The organism is Pseudomonas sp. FP198, assembly GCF_030687895.1.
Classification (GTDB): domain Bacteria; phylum Pseudomonadota; class Gammaproteobacteria; order Pseudomonadales; family Pseudomonadaceae; genus Aquipseudomonas.
Genome location: NZ_CP117452.1, coordinates 2,640,271 through 2,657,813 on the forward strand (window position 1 = coordinate 2,640,271; position 17,543 = coordinate 2,657,813).

The 17,543-nt window shown below is 58.7% G+C and carries 15 protein-coding genes; 11 read left to right on the top strand and 4 right to left on the bottom strand.

Features of this window, described 5'->3' with window-relative positions:
- Positions 1-55 precede the first annotated feature (55 nt).
- Positions 56-916 (top strand): LysR family transcriptional regulator, encoded by an 861-nt coding sequence (locus PSH78_RS12185; RefSeq protein ID WP_305500782.1) that lies wholly within the window; start codon positions 56-58, stop codon positions 914-916.
- 1 nt (position 917) lies between these two features.
- On the opposite strand, the gene PSH78_RS12190 is transcribed toward PSH78_RS12185, so the two are convergent.
- A complete protein-coding gene (locus PSH78_RS12190; RefSeq protein ID WP_030138703.1) occupies positions 918-2,375 on the bottom strand; it encodes an MFS transporter in 1,458 nt (485 codons plus the stop codon).
- A 123-nt stretch (positions 2,376-2,498) separates the two neighbouring features.
- Between PSH78_RS12190 and PSH78_RS12195 the strand changes: the two genes are divergently transcribed.
- Together PSH78_RS12195 and PSH78_RS12200 are read left to right on the top strand one after the other, a co-directional pair.
- The gene (locus tag PSH78_RS12195; RefSeq protein WP_236010357.1) at positions 2,499-3,356 is read left to right on the top strand and encodes an SDR family oxidoreductase; all 858 of its coding nucleotides are present in this window, start codon (positions 2,499-2,501) and stop codon (positions 3,354-3,356) included.
- Positions 3,357-3,410: 54 nt separating this feature from the next.
- Positions 3,411-3,917: a nuclear transport factor 2 family protein gene (locus PSH78_RS12200; RefSeq protein WP_305500789.1), complete on the top strand. Its 507-nt coding sequence runs from the start codon at positions 3,411-3,413 to the stop codon at positions 3,915-3,917.
- A gap of 58 nt (positions 3,918-3,975) precedes the next feature.
- Here the strand turns inward: PSH78_RS12200 and PSH78_RS12205 are convergent, their stop codons facing one another.
- Positions 3,976-5,370: a heavy metal sensor histidine kinase gene (locus PSH78_RS12205; RefSeq protein ID WP_030138706.1), complete on the bottom strand. Its 1,395-nt coding sequence runs from the start codon at positions 5,368-5,370 to the stop codon at positions 3,976-3,978.
- Complete coding sequence (locus PSH78_RS12210) at positions 5,343-6,038, bottom strand: heavy metal response regulator transcription factor (RefSeq protein ID WP_305501234.1); 696 nt, start codon at positions 6,036-6,038, stop codon at positions 5,343-5,345. The genes PSH78_RS12205 and PSH78_RS12210 overlap by 28 nt, the downstream gene beginning before the upstream one ends.
- Positions 6,039-6,254: 216 nt before the next feature.
- On the opposite strand from PSH78_RS12210, the gene PSH78_RS12215 reads away from it, so the two are divergent.
- The 4 genes from PSH78_RS12215 to PSH78_RS12230 all read left to right on the top strand — a co-directional run bounded on the left by PSH78_RS12215 (position 6,255) and on the right by PSH78_RS12230 (position 9,834).
- Positions 6,255-6,866 (top strand): hypothetical protein, encoded by a 612-nt coding sequence (locus tag PSH78_RS12215; RefSeq protein WP_030138708.1) that lies wholly within the window; start codon positions 6,255-6,257, stop codon positions 6,864-6,866.
- Positions 6,867-7,000: 134 nt separating this feature from the next.
- Positions 7,001-7,561, top strand: a complete 561-nt coding sequence (locus tag PSH78_RS12220; protein ID WP_370871119.1) for a cytochrome b/b6 domain-containing protein — start codon at positions 7,001-7,003, stop codon at positions 7,559-7,561.
- Positions 7,554-8,321 carry a molybdopterin-dependent oxidoreductase gene (locus PSH78_RS12225; RefSeq protein ID WP_030138710.1) on the top strand — a complete coding sequence of 256 codons (768 nt, stop codon included), beginning with the start codon at positions 7,554-7,556 and terminating at the stop codon, positions 8,319-8,321. The genes PSH78_RS12220 and PSH78_RS12225 overlap by 8 nt, the downstream gene beginning before the upstream one ends.
- 1,120 nt (positions 8,322-9,441) lie before the next feature.
- Positions 9,442-9,834, top strand: a complete 393-nt coding sequence (locus tag PSH78_RS12230; protein ID WP_030138712.1) for a RidA family protein — start codon at positions 9,442-9,444, stop codon at positions 9,832-9,834.
- A 34-nt stretch (positions 9,835-9,868) separates the two neighbouring features.
- On the opposite strand, the gene PSH78_RS12235 is transcribed toward PSH78_RS12230, so the two are convergent.
- Positions 9,869-10,783: a LysR family transcriptional regulator gene (locus PSH78_RS12235; protein WP_305500794.1), complete on the bottom strand. Its 915-nt coding sequence runs from the start codon at positions 10,781-10,783 to the stop codon at positions 9,869-9,871.
- 257 nt (positions 10,784-11,040) lie between these two features.
- On the opposite strand from PSH78_RS12235, the gene PSH78_RS12240 reads away from it, so the two are divergent.
- The 4 genes from PSH78_RS12240 to pgm all read left to right on the top strand — a co-directional run bounded on the left by PSH78_RS12240 (position 11,041) and on the right by pgm (position 17,424).
- Positions 11,041-12,066: a zinc-dependent alcohol dehydrogenase family protein gene (locus tag PSH78_RS12240; RefSeq protein ID WP_305500796.1), complete on the top strand. Its 1,026-nt coding sequence runs from the start codon at positions 11,041-11,043 to the stop codon at positions 12,064-12,066.
- A 661-nt stretch (positions 12,067-12,727) separates the two neighbouring features.
- Entirely contained in the window at positions 12,728-14,212 is a 1,485-nt protein-coding gene (locus PSH78_RS12245) for a hypothetical protein (RefSeq protein ID WP_305500798.1), read from the top strand.
- 75 nt (positions 14,213-14,287) lie between these two features.
- A complete protein-coding gene (locus PSH78_RS12250; protein WP_305500800.1) occupies positions 14,288-15,685 on the top strand; it encodes a PLP-dependent aminotransferase family protein in 1,398 nt (465 codons plus the stop codon).
- Positions 15,686-15,777: 92 nt separating this feature from the next.
- Positions 15,778-17,424, top strand: coding sequence for a phosphoglucomutase (alpha-D-glucose-1,6-bisphosphate-dependent) (gene pgm, locus PSH78_RS12255; RefSeq protein WP_305500801.1), 1,647 nt, complete (start codon positions 15,778-15,780; stop codon positions 17,422-17,424).
- Positions 17,425-17,543: the final 119 nt, after the last annotated feature.

Sequence of the window (17,543 nt, forward strand, 5' to 3'; positions counted from 1 at the left end):
GCTACGGCAGTGCCATTGCTGCACTCTCAATGTTCATTTTTGTACGGGGTAAAGCATGGACTGGAGTGATGTGCGGGTCTTTCTTGCGATTGCCCGCAGCGGGTCATTGGGCGCTGCCGCCAAGCTATTGGGTGTTAGCCATCCGACCGTGGGGCGGCGCTTGCAGGTGTTTGAGCAGTCCAGTGGCCAGCCCATTTTCCTGCGTACCACCCAAGGTCTGGTACTGACTGAAAGCGGAGAGAAGCTGCTCAGCCTGGCGCAGGAAATGGAGCAAAGTGCGTTGGGCATCGAAAGGCGCCTGGCGGGGGACAGCGCGCAGCCGGAAGGCGTGTTGCGTATTTCCTGCGCTGACTGGTTCGCCTGTTATGTGCTGGCTCCGGTGCTGGCCGAACTGGGGCGACGTTATCCGTTGATCGTGCCTGAGGTGATTGCCGGACATCGATTGTTCGACCTGGCTCGTCGCGACGCCGATATCGCGTTTCGAATTGTCCCTTTCACCGAACCCGATATCGTGCACCGCAAGCTGATCGCCCTGAGCTATGGGTTATACACGGCCGTCGGATCTGCTGATCCGGAGCCACAGGGCGAAGGGGGTGGTTTGATTACCATGAGTGTTGCCCAGTCTCATTATCCCGATGTGCAGTGGCTGCAGCAGCGTTACCCTCTGGCGCGTACCGTGTTCACCAGTAGCAGCCGCACGATCCAGGCGCAAATGTGCGCGCAAGGGCAAGGCGTCGCGGTATTGCCTCGCGCCCTGGGCGACCGGTTGACGGCGCTGCGGCTTATTGACTCTGATGAACCGCCACCGGGCCGGGACATATGGATGGGCTACCACCAGGACATGCGCCAGATGGACAGTCTGCGTGCGCTTGCCGACCTGGCCTCCGTCATGATCGGCACTCAGGCAGACGATTGACTCACTCTGCCGGGTGCATGGCCGCCGTTTGCAGCTCTGCAGCAGGTTGGCGCGCCAGGCTCAGGCTCAGTCCTGCGCCTACCGCCAGGCATGCGGCGATGCAGAGGATCGAGACGGTGAAGGCGTGGGTGATGGCCGCCGCGTCCGTGTTCGTGCCCAGAAGCGTGTAAAAAATGCCGCCGATGATCGCCACGCTCAGTGACGTGCTGATTTGCAGGGTGGAACTGGTGATGCCCGCAATCATCCCGGAATACGCCGGTACCACGCGTCCTGTGATCATGCGCATCAATGTCGGAAGGGCCAGTCCTTGTCCGAAGCCGATCAGAAAGAGGATCACGGCAAGGGACAGCGCAGAGGGCGTGACGGCCGTCGGTGTGTGCGCCACGAGCCAGGCCAACAGCACGAACCCCAGCACTTCGAGTGCCATTCCGAAGGGATTCACATAAGACCCCAGCCAACGCCGGAACTGATGGGTGGCGAGCGGTCCCAGCAAGAAGCCAGCGCCGAATGGAAGAAAGACCAGACCTGCACTGAGCGGGCTCGCATGCAGTGCTCCCTGTAAATAAATGGAAAACAGCAGGAAGAACACGCCGATCGCATAGAAGGTCAGTGCGACGAGCAATGCCCGGCCCAGCCCGGGTGCACGCAGTGCAGCAGGGTTGAGCAACGGAGCGCCTTGCGCTTGATACAAACGGGCTTCGTAGCGCCAGAACAGCCAGGCCAGCAGTGGCACCGCCGCAAGCGACAGCCAGGCCCACAATGGCCAGCCCGCTTCACGCCCCTCAATCAGTGGAACGATCAGAGCCGCAAGCGTCACCATGGATAGGACCGTTCCGCCCAGATCCAGCTTGCTGGTCTGTTGCGCGCGGGTTTCCTTGACTACGGGGATGGCGATCAGAATGACCAGCAATGCAATCGGTAAATTCACCAGAAATATCGCCCGCCAGCCCAAGTTCATCAGGTTGAGCGATATCAATATTCCGCCAAGTGCCTGGCCGACAACCGAGGCCAGACCAAAGGCCGCGCCATACAGGCTCAGCGCCAAGGGCTTTTCGGACTCTGGGAATATCGCCTGAACTGACGCGAGTGCCTGAGGGGCCATGATGGCTGCCGTCACGCCTTGCAGCGAACGTCCGGCGATCAACACCCAGGGTGACTCGGCGACACCGCAGATCAGTGAGGCAATGGCAAAGCCAATCAGGCCAACGAAGAACATTCTCATGCGGCCAAAGATGTCTCCAAGTCGTCCGCCGGTGATCAGTGTCACGGCATAAAGCGCCGCATATGAGGAGATGATCAACTGTTCGGAGGAGGCGGCCGTGCCCAGCGATTGCTGGATTGAGGGCAGCGCTACGTTGACGATGAAAAAATCCAGCGGCGGCAAGAATGCACCGACCAACAAGATGGCGAACATCAGCCAGCGCCGCGGTTCAGGGAGGGCTACTTTTTTCTGAGGCATAAGGTCTCCTTTCTGGAACCCTTCGGTGCCAGAATATTCTCGATTGCGGGTCATGTTCTGAATCAGCTGGCTCCAATCTAAACGATCGAACCTTCGCTTACGCCTCACATAATTGAACGACCAATGTTCATTTATGGCAGTGCCGCTCAGACCCTGATTCCTCTCAAAATGGCCGCACTGTGGTTTCAGTCGAGCCACACAGCCGAGACTGGGGAGTCAGATATGTCAGGTAAATTCGCTAATCAGATTGCAGTCGTCACCGGTGCATCCACCGGGATCGGGTTTGCGATTGCACAGGGCTTGATTGCCGAGGGGGCGAAACGTGTTTACATCACTGGGCGTTCTGCAGCCACGCTGGAAGCGGCGGTGGCCAAGCTCGGCGATAGAGCGATCGCGGTCACTTCCGATGTCGCGCGCCAGGCTGATCTGGACAAGCTCAAGGCCACGATTGAGGCCCGTAACGATCAGTTGGACTCAGTGTTTGCCAACGCGGGTATCTGCGAAAAAAACCCGTTGGGCGAGACCACCGAGGCGGCCTACTTCAACATGTTCGACATAAACGTGAAGGGCGTCTTTTTTACTGTGCAGACGTTGATGCCTTTGTTGAAAAATGGCGCTTCGATCGTGCTGACGGCTTCTATCTGCTCCAGCAATGGGATGGAAGGACTGAGTCTCTACAACGCATCCAAGGCTGCAGTGAGGTCCTTCGCAAGGACTTGGGCCAACGAACTCAAAGGCCGCAAGGTTCGAGCGAACGTCCTGAGCCCTGGCTTCACCCGCACCCCTCTGATGGATAACGGCTTGAAGATGAGCGAAAGCGACATTGTCGCGCTGCGCCAACATGTCGAGCAGATCACTCCGCTGGGGTATATGGCCCAACCTGAGGAAATCGCCTCCTCGGCGCTGTTCCTTGCATCCGCCGATGCGAAATATGTCAACGGTGTGGAGCTGATGGTCGACGGCGGCCTGTCGCAGATCTGAACACTCGCTCAACCGTAGCGCAGCCCTCGCGAAGCCTCAGCAGGATACCTCATCATGAATATTGAAGAACTGACCACTCGACTGGAAGCCCTGGAAAGTCGCGCCGCCATCGAGTCGCTGATCAGCGCTTACGCCAATGCCTTCGACCGCATCGACGCATCGCTTCTTAGCGCAATCTGGCACGAAGAGTCGACACTGGATCTACCGGGTTTCGGCCAGGCCGGAAACCGTGACGAAATCCTGGCGATGGCGCAAAACAGCTGGCGCCAGATGCCCCATATGCACCACTGGATGGCCAACCCGCTGATCCAAATCGAGGGTGACAGCGCGGTGGGCACGGTAGCTGCGGATGGCCTGTTCCATGACATTGAAAAAGGCCCGGTTCAAGTCAGCGGGTTGTACCACGATAGGTTTGAACGTCGGGACGGAAAATGGGCGTTTCTGTCACGTCGTTTTGAACTGCATTTCCTGACACCGTTAAAAGATTGGGTGCCCATAGCGGGCGATGAAAAGCATGCAGTGGAGCAACATCAGAGCCGGAGCACGCTTTCAAAGGGATGACGTGCTTGCATGATGTTCAGTGAGAGCTCAAACGACAAACGCTGCTCGCGGATGTCGTTCAGGCTCCAGGGAATGACAGCGAAAAACGGATAATCCCGGGCTTTGGCTGTTCAACACGCACGTGACCTTCATGCAGTTGCATGATTGCCACGACGATGGCGAGGCCAAGGCCGTAGGAGTCAGAGTTCTGGTGGCGAGACGCATCGCCGCGGTAAAAGCGGTCGAAGAGTTTGCCCATGGTTTCGTCACTCAGCACCGGCCCTTGGTTCTCCACTTCAATGCGAGCTTCGCCGGGGGTTTCCATCACCCGCATCTGAATCTCGGTGCCCTCGCAGGCATAGCGAACGGCGTTCGCCACCAGGTTGCTCAAGGCTCTGCGCAGCAGCAAGGGGTCAGCGAGCACGTTTCCATCGCCTGTTATTTGTACGGTCATTCGCCGCTCTTCAGCCAAGCCTTCAAAGTAGTCGGCAATGCGCTGTGATTCGTCATGCAGCGATAGTTGTTGGCGCTCTACCACTGCTTGTGCTTCATCGGCGCGCGCAAGGAACAGAATGCTTTCGACGATGCGCGAGATCCGTTCGAGCTCTTCAAGGTTAGAAGCGATCAGTGCCTGATAGTCATCCTCGCTGCGGCGCTGGCGAAGGGCGACCTGGCAATGCCCCATCAGCGACCCCACCGGCGTGCGGATTTCATGGGCAAGGTCAGCGGAAAATTGCGTCAATCGTTGATAACCCCGGGCAAGACGATCGAGCATCGCGTTGTAGGCGTCACTCAGCTGTTGCAGTTCAACCGGCGTATCGGCGCTGTCCATACGGCTGTGCAGACGCTCGGGTGTTATCGCTGCCGCATGCGCGGCCATCTTGCACAACGGACGCAGCCCTCGACGCAGTACCAGGTAACCCAGCAACGCGGTGGCCAGAAAGGCAAGGGCAACGGCCAGGTAGATACGTTCGCGATACGCCGCGAGCATGGCCATTTCCTTGCCCATGAGGTGTGCGGCGGTCAGGCGCACTTCACGTCCCCCCGAGGTGGTGACGACGGAGGCGGCGCGCAGCATTGTTCCCGAGTCGGTCACGCCGCTACGCAGGTCACTGACGCTCAGCTTTGTATCTTGGCCGATCACGGGCAGTTCAGGCAACGTGACGTTCAGTGGATTTACCTGGATTACCGGTTGCTGTCCGGGCTGTTCAATGATGAAGATGTCGTCTTCGCTGTCGAGCATGTTCTTGAAAATCTGTGGGCTGTCGCGCAGCTTTTCGATGGCGAGCTCGTAGTGCAGCAGTTTGCGAAAATGCTCCAGACGGCCCATGACCGCATGATCGCTGTACACCAATACCGAGGCTTTCATGGTCTGATACAGATAAACGCCTGCGCCGGCTACGGCCAGCATCGCTACCATGGAAAACGCCATGGTCGATCGCAGGGTTAGAGAGGGTTGGCGTCGGGACCGCATGGCCTCACCTCGCAGACATAGCCGATAGCGCGAATGGTATGGATCAGTTTATTCGGGTAGGACTGGTCGACCTTGCTGCGCAGGCGCTTGACCGCGACGTCCACCACGTTGGTATCACTGTCGAAATTCATGTCCCAGACTTCCGAAGCGATCTGTGTCCTTGACAGCACATCGCCTGTCCGGCGCAGAAACAGATGCAGAAGGGCGAACTCCTTGTTGGTCAACACGATTACCTGCTGTTGGCGAGTAACGCGACGGCGCACCAGATCCAGCTCCAGGTCGGCGAGGTGAAAATGGTCGGCTTCGCGCACCACACCGCGACGCAAAATGGTGCGGATGCGTAACAGCAATTCGGTAAACGAAAAAGGTTTGACCAGGTAATCATCGGCGCCCAGTTCCAGGCCGCGAATGCGGTCATGCAATTGGTCGCGCGCGGTGAGGAACAGCACGGGTACGTCTTGTCTGGCGCGCAAGAGCTCAATGATCTGAAACCCGTCAATCCCGGGCAACATCACGTCCAGCACGATCAGGTCGTACATTGTATGCAAGGCCATGTGCAGGCCGTCGGCACCATGCTGGGTCCAGTCGACGTTGTAACCGGACTCGCCGAGCCCCTTTTTGAGGTACTCACCTGTTTTGGTGTCATCTTCGATCAGCAGGATATGCATCGTGAGGCGCGCTCGGGTCTCTTCATGACGGGATTCAACCCGCGACATCGGTATCTCGGTTGTGCAGTGTAACGAGATGAGCCGGCGCAGTTGGTTACATTTCTGTCATTCATTGGGATGGGCTGGCGAATGACAAAAATGTCATTCGGCGGTCATCGTGACGTCCCGGTCTGCGGTCGAGGATGGCGGCACATCTACCAGTGAGGAATCGTCGCCATGCAACTCAAACACGCCCTGTCTACCACGTTCGGTTTGTTGATGTTCAGTGCTGCCGTCATTGCCACCGCGGCCGACATGCCGGTGATCAAACCGCTGCGTGGCACGGTGGAAAGCGTCAGCAACAATACTCTGACATTCACTGTCCGCTCCGGCGCTCAGCAGACTATCGGACTGACAGACAAGACCGGTATCAACCGGGTATCGAAGGCCAATATCGACTCGATCAAATCCGACAGCTTCATTGGCTCGGCGGCCATCCCGCAGGCCAACGGAACATTGAAGGCGCTCGAGGTCACGGTATTCGACGCCAGCCTCAAGGGTAGCGGTGAAGGTCATTATGGCTGGCAGAACGCGGATGGCAGCACAGGCACCATGACCAACGGTACCGTGGGGAAACTGTCCAAAGCTGACGGCCGCACATTGACCGTCAACTACAAGGGTGGCGAGAAACAAATCGTCGTACCGGATGACGTGCCAATCGCCTACGTCGAGCCAGGCAAAGCCGATGAACTGGTCAAAGGTACGAAAATTGTCGTGTTCCCGGCCGCAGATGGAACCACCGCGCGCGGCATTGCGGTTGGCAAGGATGGCTTCCAACCACCGATGTAATCACCTGAAAAGGCTGGGGCGCTGCCGTCTGGCAACGCTCCGCTACATGGATGGCTTTCAAGGGGAAACACGTGAGACAGAAAAAGCTTCATCCCTGGCCGGTTCGCCTCACCCACTGGCTCAACGCCGTTTGCATGGTCTGCATGTTCATGAGCGGTTGGGCCATTTACAACGCCTCGCCACTGCTCAGCTTCAGGTTCCCGGTGGCGTTGACCGTGGGCGGATGGCTGGGCGGGGCGCTGGCCTGGCATTTCGCATTCATGTGGCTGCTGCTGATCAACGGCGCGATCTATGTGCTGTATGGATTCTTCAGTCGTCACTTCAAACGTGAGTTGCTGCCCATCGGGCTTGCCGCGTTGAAGCATGATTTTACGGACGCTTTGCACTTACGGCTGGTGCATGAAAAGGGCATCTATAACGCAGTGCAGCGTCTGATGTACTGGATGGTGCTGGCGGCAGGCGCACTCGTCGTCATCTCGGGCGTAGCGATCTGGAAACCCATTCAACTTCAAGAGTTGGTGGCGCTGCTGGGCGGCTATGACATTGCACGTTATGTACATTTCGGGGCGATGGCGATGATTGCTGCATTCGTCGTGCTTCATCTGGCCTTGGTGATTTTGGTACCGAAAACCCTGCTGCCAATGATTACGGGTGGAGTGCGGTCTCTTGAGGCCGGGGAAAATGACCATGACTGAACTTAAAAAAACTGTTCAGCGCATCAGGCTTGAACCTGCGCAACAGCTAGAACTGGAGAACATTCAGCGCCGGCATTTCCTTCGTGCCGGCTTGACCGTGGGCGCGATGTCGATGTTGACCGGTTGCAACCTGCAGGACGGCGATCAGGTCGACAAGGTTCTTTGGGCCATGTCGCGTTGGAACGATCGGGTCCAGGCCTGGCTGTTCAGCGGACATAAACTGGCGCCGACCTTCACCAGCGCGCAGATCACCACGCCATTTCCGTTCAACGCATTCTATGGTCAGGACGATATCCCTGAAGTGGACTTGGCGAGTTACTCGCTGGCTGTCTCCGGCCGGGTCACGGACAAGGCACCCTGGACACTCGAAAGCTTACGCAAGCTGCCGCAACGTAGCGATATAACCCGTTTGATCTGTGTTGAAGGCTGGAGCGCCATCGGGCAATGGGGAGGCGTACCGCTCAAAACCTTCCTGGAACACATCGGGGCCGACACTACGGCGAAATTTGTCGGTTTCAAATGTGCTGATCGTTATTACTCCAGTCTGGACATGCCAACAGCCTTGCACCCACAAACACTGCTGGCTCTGGATTACGCTGACGTTGCATTGCCGCCCGAGTACGGCTATCCCCTCAGGGTTCGAGTACCCACCAAGCTGGGCTTCAAAAACCCCAAGCATGTTGTCGAGATTTTCGTAAGCAACGACAACCCGGGCGGGTATTGGGAAGACCAGGGATACAACTGGTTCAGCGGGATCTGATGAGGCAAAAACCAAAACAATAGACATTCGATTTGCCAACTGCTTCCGACGCATACGACCGAATCAGTTTTCTATTGGATGCGCGTTCGCTCCCCATCTCATTCGCGCGACTAGTCACTCTTGACCCCAATGGTCAGGCAGGTCGAGGTGGCGCAGTTGCGTTCTGGTAGTGCATAGCAATGCCAGGAGCATCGGAGTTAGTGATGACATCAGTCTGGTATGAGGTGCTTTATGACCGGTATTTCTGCCGTACCGCCAGGTCCAACCGTGTTGCCGACATCAGAAAACAAAATGCGAGCTCCTACCAATGGAGCGGATTTCCGCTCCCACTTGCAGGCTCAGTCCAGGTCACATGTGCAGCAGCCGGATACAACGAGCGCACACGTGCTATCGGACTCGACCACGACCTTGTCACGCCGACCGGAGATGGACGCAATGCTTCAAATGTTGGCATGGCGCAAGCGTACGGTGAGCGCTCCGAGCAGACCAGGTCGATCAGTGCCAGGTACGCGAGCCAGTGGCCTGGATATTGCGGACTTCAACTTCCCCGTTCGAGGCGTTTTGGCTAGCAGTGTGATCACCCAACAGAGCTGCCTGAATGAAGCGGGTAGGCCGCTCTACTTGAAGTCTTTTGATGACCGGACCGAGTGTGGCGAAGAAAGCGAACTCTCCTCTGACATTATCTTCGGAGGCGGGCTGAATGCCTTCGCGATCGCAGTGGCTCTGTCCGCAACAACCTTCACCTGGATACCGATTGAGATTGTTCGAGCGCCACTACGATCGCCCAATATTCGGATTTTGCGCCGTCGCAAGTCTTCTTCAGCCGAGAGCCATCTTTTCGACCAGTCAGATTCAGAGAAAGGGGAACGGACGGCTCTCGATAGTTCTTTCGTCGCGGGCTAGGATTTCCAGGGGCAATGCAGCTACGGCGATTTCGATAGGTCTCTGATTATCCTACCCCATCGGAGGAAGCAGGCGGCTGGTCGACTGTTCAGATTCCGCGTAAGTGTGCGCCTGATACCTGCCGGATTTGATTGATCAATGACGCGTGACCCGAGTGGACGCCGCTCTGGCGCCTGGGTCAGCTTTCGTATCCGTTTATATTTTGGGCTCCACAACCATGACTGATCGTCAGATTATTGTTCCAGATGGCATGAGATTGCTCTTCGAGCAGGCTGGTTATGCACCCGCTGTAAAGGTAGGAAAAACGCTTTATTGCGCTGGTCAGGTAGGCCGGACGCCGGAATTATCAGTTATCGAAGACCCTGAGCAGCAGTTTTTGGCGGCATGGGAGAATCTTCGGCTCGTCTTGGAAGCCGGTGGCTGCGAATTTGAAGATATTGTCGAAATGACAACTTTTCACGTCGATATGCACAGCCACATGCCCATTTTCAGACGCGTGAAAGATGAAGTGTTTCCTAGGGGCACTTGTGCATGGACATGCATAGGTGTCGGTGAACTGGCTCGCCCCGGCCTTCTCGTGGAGATCAAATGCGTCGCTGTAGAGCGATAATTTATCTGCTAGGCACCAGCCTGCCCGACGAAGCCTAGAGACTGTCAGGATCGCCGAAAAACATCTGAATCCGCGATCTCAACCAGCGTTCGCCCGGGTCGTTGTCCTGGGAGCCGCGCCAAGCCATGTGCAGTTCGAAGCTGCGCACCGGGATCGGTGGGTCTTCGGCGCGCACGCCGCCAGCGGCGGTCAGTGCTTCGGCGGTGTAGTCGGGCACGGTGGCGATGATGTCGGTGCCCGACAGCAGCGTGCTCAGGCCGTTGAACTGCGGTACGGCCAATACCACATGGCGCTTGCGGTCGAGCTTTTCCAACTCTTCATCAATGAACCCGCTCAAGTCGCCGGCAAAGGACACCAATGCATGGGGGCGGGCGCAGAATTCGTCCAGCGTCAGACGCCCCGGCGCGGTGTCGGCGCGCAGCACTTTCGGCGAGCTGCGGCGCAAGACCTTGCGCTTGGCGTTGGCCGGCAGGTCGTCGGTGTAGCTGACGCCGATGGAGATTTCGCCAGAGGCCAGCAAGCCCGGCATCAGGATGTAATTGACCCGGCGCACCACCAGCACGATGCCTGGCGCTTCGGCCCGCAGGCGCTTGAGCAGCATCGGCAGCAGGGCGAACTCGGCGTCATCCGACAGGCCGATGCGAAAGACCGAGGTGCTGGTGGCTGGATCGAATTCCGCTGCCCGGCTGACCGCCGTGGAGATCGAGTCCAGCGCTGGAGAGAGCAGGGCGAAGATTTCCACCGCCCGCGCGGTGGGCTCCATGCTGCGCCCGGTACGCACGAACAGCGGATCGTCGAACAGGCTGCGCAGGCGCGACAGCGCTGCGCTGATGGCCGGTTGGCCGAGGAACAATTTCTCGGCGGCGCGGGTCACACTGCGCTCATGCATCAATGTTTCGAACACGATCAACAGGTTCAGGTCGACACGACGCAGGTCATTACGATTCATCTGGGGTCCTGGCAGATTCGGCAAGCTTGACGTGGGCGGCCATATGGGAACAATGGCCGGCATGAATCTTACGGGGAAAGGCTGGTACTCTGCACCGGCTAATTGCATTTTTCAGGGCTGGGTCCTACAGGGCCGGTTCAGTTTTCTTGCTGCGGAATCAATGACAGGCATGTCGACTATTAATAGCCACTGATGGTCTTGGCTACAAAGCCCGGATAGAGTTCATGGCATTAGAGGTTACTTTGACGAGGTTTGCGATGTCCCGCACGATCCGTTTTCACAAGTTTGGTGGTGCCGAGGTGCTCAAATGCGAAGAGCATGCGGCGGCTCTTCCTGCGCCAGGAGAAGTGCAGGTCCGTGTCGAAGCGATCGGCATCAGTTGGTACGACACCCTGTGGCGCCAGAACCTGGCATCGTCCCAGGCGCGCCTGCCTTCAGGCCTGGGCCATGAAATGGCCGGCGTGGTGACAGCCGTCGGCGACGGGGTCGATGACTTGGCCGTGGGCGACAAAGTCGCCAGCTTCCCCGCCGAGAGCCCGAACGATTATCCGGTGTACGGTGAGGTCATCGTCCTGCCGCGCACCGCTTTGACCCGCTATCCCGACGTGCTCAGCCCGATCGAGGCCGCGGTCCATTACACGCCGCTGCTGATCGCCTATTTCGCCTACATGGACCTGGCACGGGTCAAGCCCGGGCAGTTTGCGCTGGTGACCGATGCCAGCCATTGCGCCGGTCCTTCCTTCGTGCAACTTGGCAAGGCGTTGGGCGTGCGGGTGATCGCCGCCACCAAGACGGCTGAAGAGCGTGAATACCTGCTGTCGCTGGGCGCCGAAAAAGTCATCGTCACCGAAGAGCAGGATTTGTTGATGCAAATCAACAAACTCACCGACAGCCGTGGCGTCGATGTGGTGTTCGACGGCTTGGGCGGGCCGCAGATGTCGCTGCTCGGCGATGTCCTGGCGCCCCGTGGCAGCCTGGTGCTGTATGGCTTGCAGGGCGGCAACCAGACACCGTTTCCAGCCTGCGCGGCGTTCCAGAAGAACATCCAGTTCTTTGTCCACTGCATCGGCAATTTCACCGGCAAGCCGGAGCTGGGCATTCTCCAGGACCAGGTCGCGTTGCAACGGGCGTTGCGTGATATCAACCAATTGACCGCCGACCGCGTGCTGTTGCCCCTCAAGACTCGGGTGTTTCCGTTCTCCGAGTTCGTCGAGGCCCATCGGTACATGGGCGAATGTCCTTGCCGTGAACGCGTTGCCCTCCAGGTAGTCGACCCCGCCTGATTTCCTCCCTTGCGCAAGAGTCATCGTTTCGACTCTTGCGCTGTTTTCGGCCGCCCTGGCCAGTCTTCTTGACCGTTCTGTGTGGCTGTCCTTCAGCAGGCCTGCGCATGGCTGCGCCCGAATCAACGACCCGTTTACTCCCGACTGTCGAAAGGCGGCATCTTGCAAAAAGCAACTGAACTGGTTTTTGCCGCCAATCTGTATCTTTTAATCATTACTTAAGTCTTGATAATTGAATACTGACTTTCGAACTCAAGGAGGAATTGCTGCGCAACACTCGTTTGCGCGGCCGTCTGCTTTTTCTTGTTCCTATTTAAAGTGTCCGGGGTGTTGTTTGCTCTTGGTCGCCTGCTGACTTGAAGAAGATTATCTTGGCTCGGCATATTCCTTGTTTTCTGTCTCCATTGTCTGTGGGACGCTGTAAGAAATCTCCTAGGACGGCTTGCTAGCTGGGCCAAGTCCAATGAATGCGGGCGTTTCCGGCAGAAATAGAGAAGCAGGGAGTCACGATCCGTACTTGTATGGATTAATTACATCGCGCGAAAGCAAAGTGTATCGTCAATACTCTTAATAAATGGCGAAGCCATCCACCCGTCTGCTGTATCGAGCAATCAAGGCGGTGTGGGTGCGACGCCGATAAACGAATTCCAGGTAAACGGTTATGAGTGCAATTCATCAACAAGCAATGACTTACGTATATCAACAGGTATTGCAACGCTTGTTGGAATTTTATTCCCGTGCGGAACGGACCGCACTGCAGCTTCTGGTCCAGCGATTGATCGTCGCCGCTGGTGGTATTGAACGAATTGGCACCTATCGGGTGCTGGTGGCCCAGAATGGCAGTCGGGAGGGGTTCTATGCGCTGACGGCCCTGCGCGCCGCGCAGTTGAGCATTGCTGGCCGGCATCCGACGACTTTCGACCTGCGCGTCGCCACGCCACGCCTGGGCGAGATGACCCAGGCCACCCTGGAGAATATCCACTGTTGCTACAGCGCGCTGTTTCTCTACGACGATCCACGGGTAGAGCTGCTGATGGCGGACAATCGAGAGGTGGTGCCGTTTGATCGCTCCAAGCCGTTATCGGCGCAAGGGCGCGAGGCCAATCGCACTGACATGCTGATGCTCGGGCATCTGCGTTCCTCCGACAGCCTCCTGGGGGTGGGCGACGAAGGCTACCTGGCGATGGCGGAGTTCTACAAGAACATGGCTCGCTGGGATGCGGGCGTGGATTCATGGGTCAGTTGCGACACGCCACGCCAGCAAAAGCTGTTCCTGTCCGGGTTGCGCCGGGCGACCCGCAAGATCGGTCTGGTGTTTGAACCCGCGGGTGGATTCGACGGCCTGTTCGCCCAACTCGATTACCTGGGCAGTGACCTGTTCCGGCGTTTTTATGGCCAGGAGCACCTGGGTGTCTGGCAACCCGAAAGGCGTCTGGAGGCCTGCCGGCAAGTCGGGCACATCCGGATTGATGATCTGATCACCGAGCGGCTGGAAGAAAGCAACTGGGCGTTGTTCAGTGAATTTCTCGGCGTCAGCTCCGATGAGCTGGTTGCGCCATCGCCCGAGCATGAATACCTGAGTCCGTACCTCTCGGCCCACCTATGTGGCTTGCGGGCCTGTCATCAGCAGGAACGCGGCTATGCGGCTGGCTACACCGATTACGTGCAACGCATGATCATGGTCATGCACCGCAAGCGTATGCCGGAGCCCGTCTGCCAGCAGGTCCAGGGGCTGTTGGGTGCACCGTCGGAGATTCCCGAGCGTCGAGCCGTGATCGCCCTGGAAACGGAAAAAAATCTGAATCTGAACGAAACGCAACTGGTGTGCATGCTGTTTGCGCCCTTCGTTGAAAAGGGCGCCGGCCTGGAGCATTTCCTGCGGTGCTGTCATCCCGGCATGCTGGTGGGCATGCCCGATCTGCACAGGGCCTTGCGGGGCGGTCCGGTCACGGATCAGGTGGCGCATTGGATGGTCGATGTCAGTGGCCTGCCCGTTGCGATGCTCTGCAAGTTGTACCGGGCCCGAATCACCACGCCGGAGCCGGAGATCATCCGGGCGGACCCGCAAACGGCCATGGAGGGCGCTGATACGGACCAGGGCGGGCAGGGGGCCGATGATCCCGGCGAACGTGCAGCGCGGCGCTGAGGGACGGGGTTTGAGGTATTTTGTCGTGATCGCCCAGGCCCGGTTGGTGAAGGTTCGGTTCGGTGGACCGGTCTCATGAAGGGCCTCCGTGAAACAGACTTCACCTACCAGGCGGTTTATCGATACCTGACGAACCTGATCAATGAGCTGGGCGCTGATGCTCGGGTGCGTCTGCCGTCATTGCGGCAGTTGGCCGAGCGCCTCAATGTCTCCATCTCCACCATCCAGTACGCTTATTCCCTGCTGGAAAAGGAAGGGCGGGTATATTCGATTGCAAAGTCTGGATACTACGCATTGCCGATGGTCAGCGTGTCCACTCTTGGCGATGGCGATGATTTGCTGGAAACCCTGTACGTCAACGCGCGTCGCCCAGGCATGCTGGTGCTCAGCGGTGATGAACCGGCTTCGTTGCAGCCGCTCGACAGTCCGCTTCTGTTGCTTGAACGCGAGCTCCTGCGCCAGTACCCGCGCGCTTCACAACATCCCCTGCAGCCTTGGGGAGAGCAGGAATTGCGTACCGCACTGGCGGCACGCTACACCTCTTCACCGTCGCGATGCTGGAGTGCCGATGACGTCTATATCGGCGCTGACTTGCGTGGCGTTCTGGAAATCCTGATTGCGGTGCTGGCACTCAAGGGCAACACGGTGCTGGTGGAGTCGCCCTGCGAATGGACCGTCCTGCGTTTGTTGCAAGCGGCCGATATCCGCGTCATCGAGCTGCCCTTGCTGGCCGAGGGGGAAATCGATATCGAGCAATTGGAGCGGTTGCTGGCGACTGAGACGGTATGCCTGATGGTGGTGTCTTCGGTGTTGAGCATGCCCAGGGGCAGGTTGAAAAGTGCAGCCGACCGGCGTGCACTGGCGCGTCTGCTGGAACAGTACGGCACATGGGTACTGGAGAACGACAGCCATACGGAGCTGGTATTCGAGCCCGGCGCGTCGCCTTTTCGAGAGTGGCTCGACCCGGACCGGCTGATCGTGTATTCCACCTTCGAGACAACCATAGGGCCCGAGGCGCCCTACGGTTATGTGCTGGCGCGCCAGCTGACGCTGATGTTGCAGCGTCATTTCCTGTTGCGCGCATTTCGTCTTTCGCCGATTCGCCAGAAAGCGATTGCGCGGTTATACAACAATGGCCGGATCGACCAGCATCTACTGGTATTGCGGCGCCTGCTGCGCGAAAGCGCCGCGTCGGCAACGCAACTGTTGCGCGAGCGAGTCGGAGACTGCCTGCAATGGGAGGAGCCCGAGGGCGGCGCAACAATCTGGGTACGTTCTTCACGCCAGGTCGATCTGCGGCGGGTTTTCCAACGGCTGCTCGCCCGGCGAATCGTCATCGCGCCGGGCGAGCTGTTCAGCACCCAGGGACTATATGACCAGCATTTTCGGTTGGCTCATGCGTACGACGGCGTGGGCGGCCGGGAAGCGGCCTTCTGCGCACTGGCCGAGGCCCTGAGGCTCGAACAATCCTGATCGCGGGGCGATGGATCGAACCCGTCGCGTGATGGTCGAACTGTCAGTAAACTGCCTTCATTTTTCCGAGCCACTCCATTCCGAGGTTTTGCATGACAGTCAGTCCATTTGCGGGCAAGCCGGCGCCGGCAGAGTTGTTGATCGATATCCCGCGACTGGTGACGGCGTATTACACCGGCCGGCCCGACGCCTCGATTGCGACCCAGCGCGTCGCGTTCGGCACTTCCGGGCACCGTGGCAGTTCGTTCGATCTTGGGTTCAACGAATGGCACGTACTGGCCATCAGTCAGGCGATCTGCCTGTACCGTGAAGCCCAGGGCATCGACGGACCGCTGTTTGTCGGTATCGACACTCATGCACTGTCGACTCCGGCGGGAGCCAGCGCGCTGGAAGTGCTGGCCGCCAATGGCGTGACCGTGATGATCGCCGAGGGTGACGAGTACACCCCGACGCCAGCGATTTCCCACGCCATCCTGTGCTACAACCGTGGCCGTACCACTGGGCTGGCTGACGGCATCGTCATTACGCCGTCGCACAATCCGCCGCAAAGTGGCGGCTACAAATACAACCCCACCAATGGCGGTCCGGCCGATACCCATATCACCAAATGGATTGAAGCCAAGGCCAACGAGCTGTTGGCCAACCAGTTGGCCGGCGTCAAGCGCATCAGCTACGAACAGGCGCTCAAGGCCGAAACCACTCACCGTCACGATTTCCTCAATACCTACGTGGCAGACCTCGGCAACGTCATCGATTTCGATGCGATTCGTGGTGCAGGGCTGCGCCTGGGCGTAGACCCGCTGGGCGGCGCTGGCGTGCGCTACTGGCCCGCCATCGCCGAGCACTATCGACTGGACCTGGAAGTGGTCAACACCCAGGTGGATTCCACCTTCCGCTTCATGACGGTCGATTGGGACGGGCAGATCCGCATGGACCCATCCTCCAGCCACGCCATGCAAGGGTTGATCGGTTTGAAGGAGCGCTTCGACGTGGCCTTCGCCTGCGACCCGGACCATGACCGCCACGGCATCGTGACGCCGAGTGGCGGCTTGCTGGCGCCGAACAATTACCTGGCGGTTTCCATCGATTATCTGTTCCAGAACCGGCCGCAATGGCGTGCCGATGCGGCGGTCGGCAAGACCGTGGTCAGCAGCGGCCTGATCGACCGCGTGGCCAAGCGCCTGGGCCGCCGCCTCTATGAGGTACCGGTGGGCTTCAAGTGGTTCGCCGACGGTCTGTTCGATGGTTCCCTTGGCTTTGGCGGCGAAGAAAGCGCCGGTGCCTCGTTCCTGCGCAAGGATGGCGGCGTATGGAGCACCGACAAGGACGGGCTGATCCCGGCCTTGTTGGCCGCTGAAATGACGGCTCGCACCGGTCGCGACCCAAGCCAGGCCTATCGCGCCTTGACCGACGAGCTGGGCGAGCCGTTCTCGGTGCGTGTCGATGCCAAGGCCAGCCCGCAGCAGAAAGCGCTGCTGAGCAAGCTGTCGCCGGATCAGGTCCAGTCCACTGAGCTGGCGGGCGAAACGATCCAGAGCATCCTCAGCCACGCCCCGGGTAACGATCAGGCCATCGGAGGCCTGAAGGTCATGACCGAAAATGGCTGGTTTGCCGCGCGTCCGTCCGGCACCGAGGACATCTACAAGATCTACGCCGAAAGCTTCGTTGGCGACGAGCACCTGAAACAGCTGGTGGTCGAGGCCCAGGCGCTCGTGGATGGCGCAATTTCCGGGCAGTGATCGCGTCCTTTTCGCGAGCAGGCTCGCTCCCACAGTCAAATTACCGTGGGAGCGAGCCTGCTCGCGAAGGGGCCAGCCCTCTGAAATGCCGCAATGCCAACCTGCCATATCACTTTCAT

Excerpts from the sequence above, each read along its gene's own strand:
- PSH78_RS12230 (WP_030138712.1), top strand. The coding sequence starts at position 9,442 with ATGACTGATCGTCAGATTATTGTTCCAGATGGCATGAGATTGCTCTTC.
- PSH78_RS12185 (WP_305500782.1), top strand. The coding sequence starts at position 56 with ATGGACTGGAGTGATGTGCGGGTCTTTCTTGCGATTGCCCGCAGCGGG.
- PSH78_RS12220 (WP_370871119.1), top strand. The coding sequence starts at position 7,001 with ATGGTCTGCATGTTCATGAGCGGTTGGGCCATTTACAACGCCTCGCCA.
- PSH78_RS12250 (WP_305500800.1), top strand. The coding sequence starts at position 14,288 with ATGAAGGGCCTCCGTGAAACAGACTTCACCTACCAGGCGGTTTATCGA.
- PSH78_RS12195 (WP_236010357.1), top strand. The coding sequence starts at position 2,499 with ATGTTCATTTATGGCAGTGCCGCTCAGACCCTGATTCCTCTCAAAATG.
- PSH78_RS12190 (WP_030138703.1), bottom strand. The coding sequence starts at position 2,375 with ATGCCTCAGAAAAAAGTAGCCCTCCCTGAACCGCGGCGCTGGCTGATG.
- PSH78_RS12225 (WP_030138710.1), top strand. The coding sequence starts at position 7,554 with ATGACTGAACTTAAAAAAACTGTTCAGCGCATCAGGCTTGAACCTGCG.
- PSH78_RS12240 (WP_305500796.1), top strand. The coding sequence starts at position 11,041 with ATGTCCCGCACGATCCGTTTTCACAAGTTTGGTGGTGCCGAGGTGCTC.
- PSH78_RS12210 (WP_305501234.1), bottom strand. The coding sequence starts at position 6,038 with ATGCATATCCTGCTGATCGAAGATGACACCAAAACAGGTGAGTACCTC.
- pgm (WP_305500801.1), top strand. The coding sequence starts at position 15,778 with ATGACAGTCAGTCCATTTGCGGGCAAGCCGGCGCCGGCAGAGTTGTTG.
- PSH78_RS12205 (WP_030138706.1), bottom strand. The coding sequence starts at position 5,370 with ATGCGGTCCCGACGCCAACCCTCTCTAACCCTGCGATCGACCATGGCG.
- PSH78_RS12215 (WP_030138708.1), top strand. The coding sequence starts at position 6,255 with ATGCAACTCAAACACGCCCTGTCTACCACGTTCGGTTTGTTGATGTTC.
- PSH78_RS12245 (WP_305500798.1), top strand. The coding sequence starts at position 12,728 with ATGAGTGCAATTCATCAACAAGCAATGACTTACGTATATCAACAGGTA.
- PSH78_RS12235 (WP_305500794.1), bottom strand. The coding sequence starts at position 10,783 with ATGAATCGTAATGACCTGCGTCGTGTCGACCTGAACCTGTTGATCGTG.
- PSH78_RS12200 (WP_305500789.1), top strand. The coding sequence starts at position 3,411 with ATGAATATTGAAGAACTGACCACTCGACTGGAAGCCCTGGAAAGTCGC.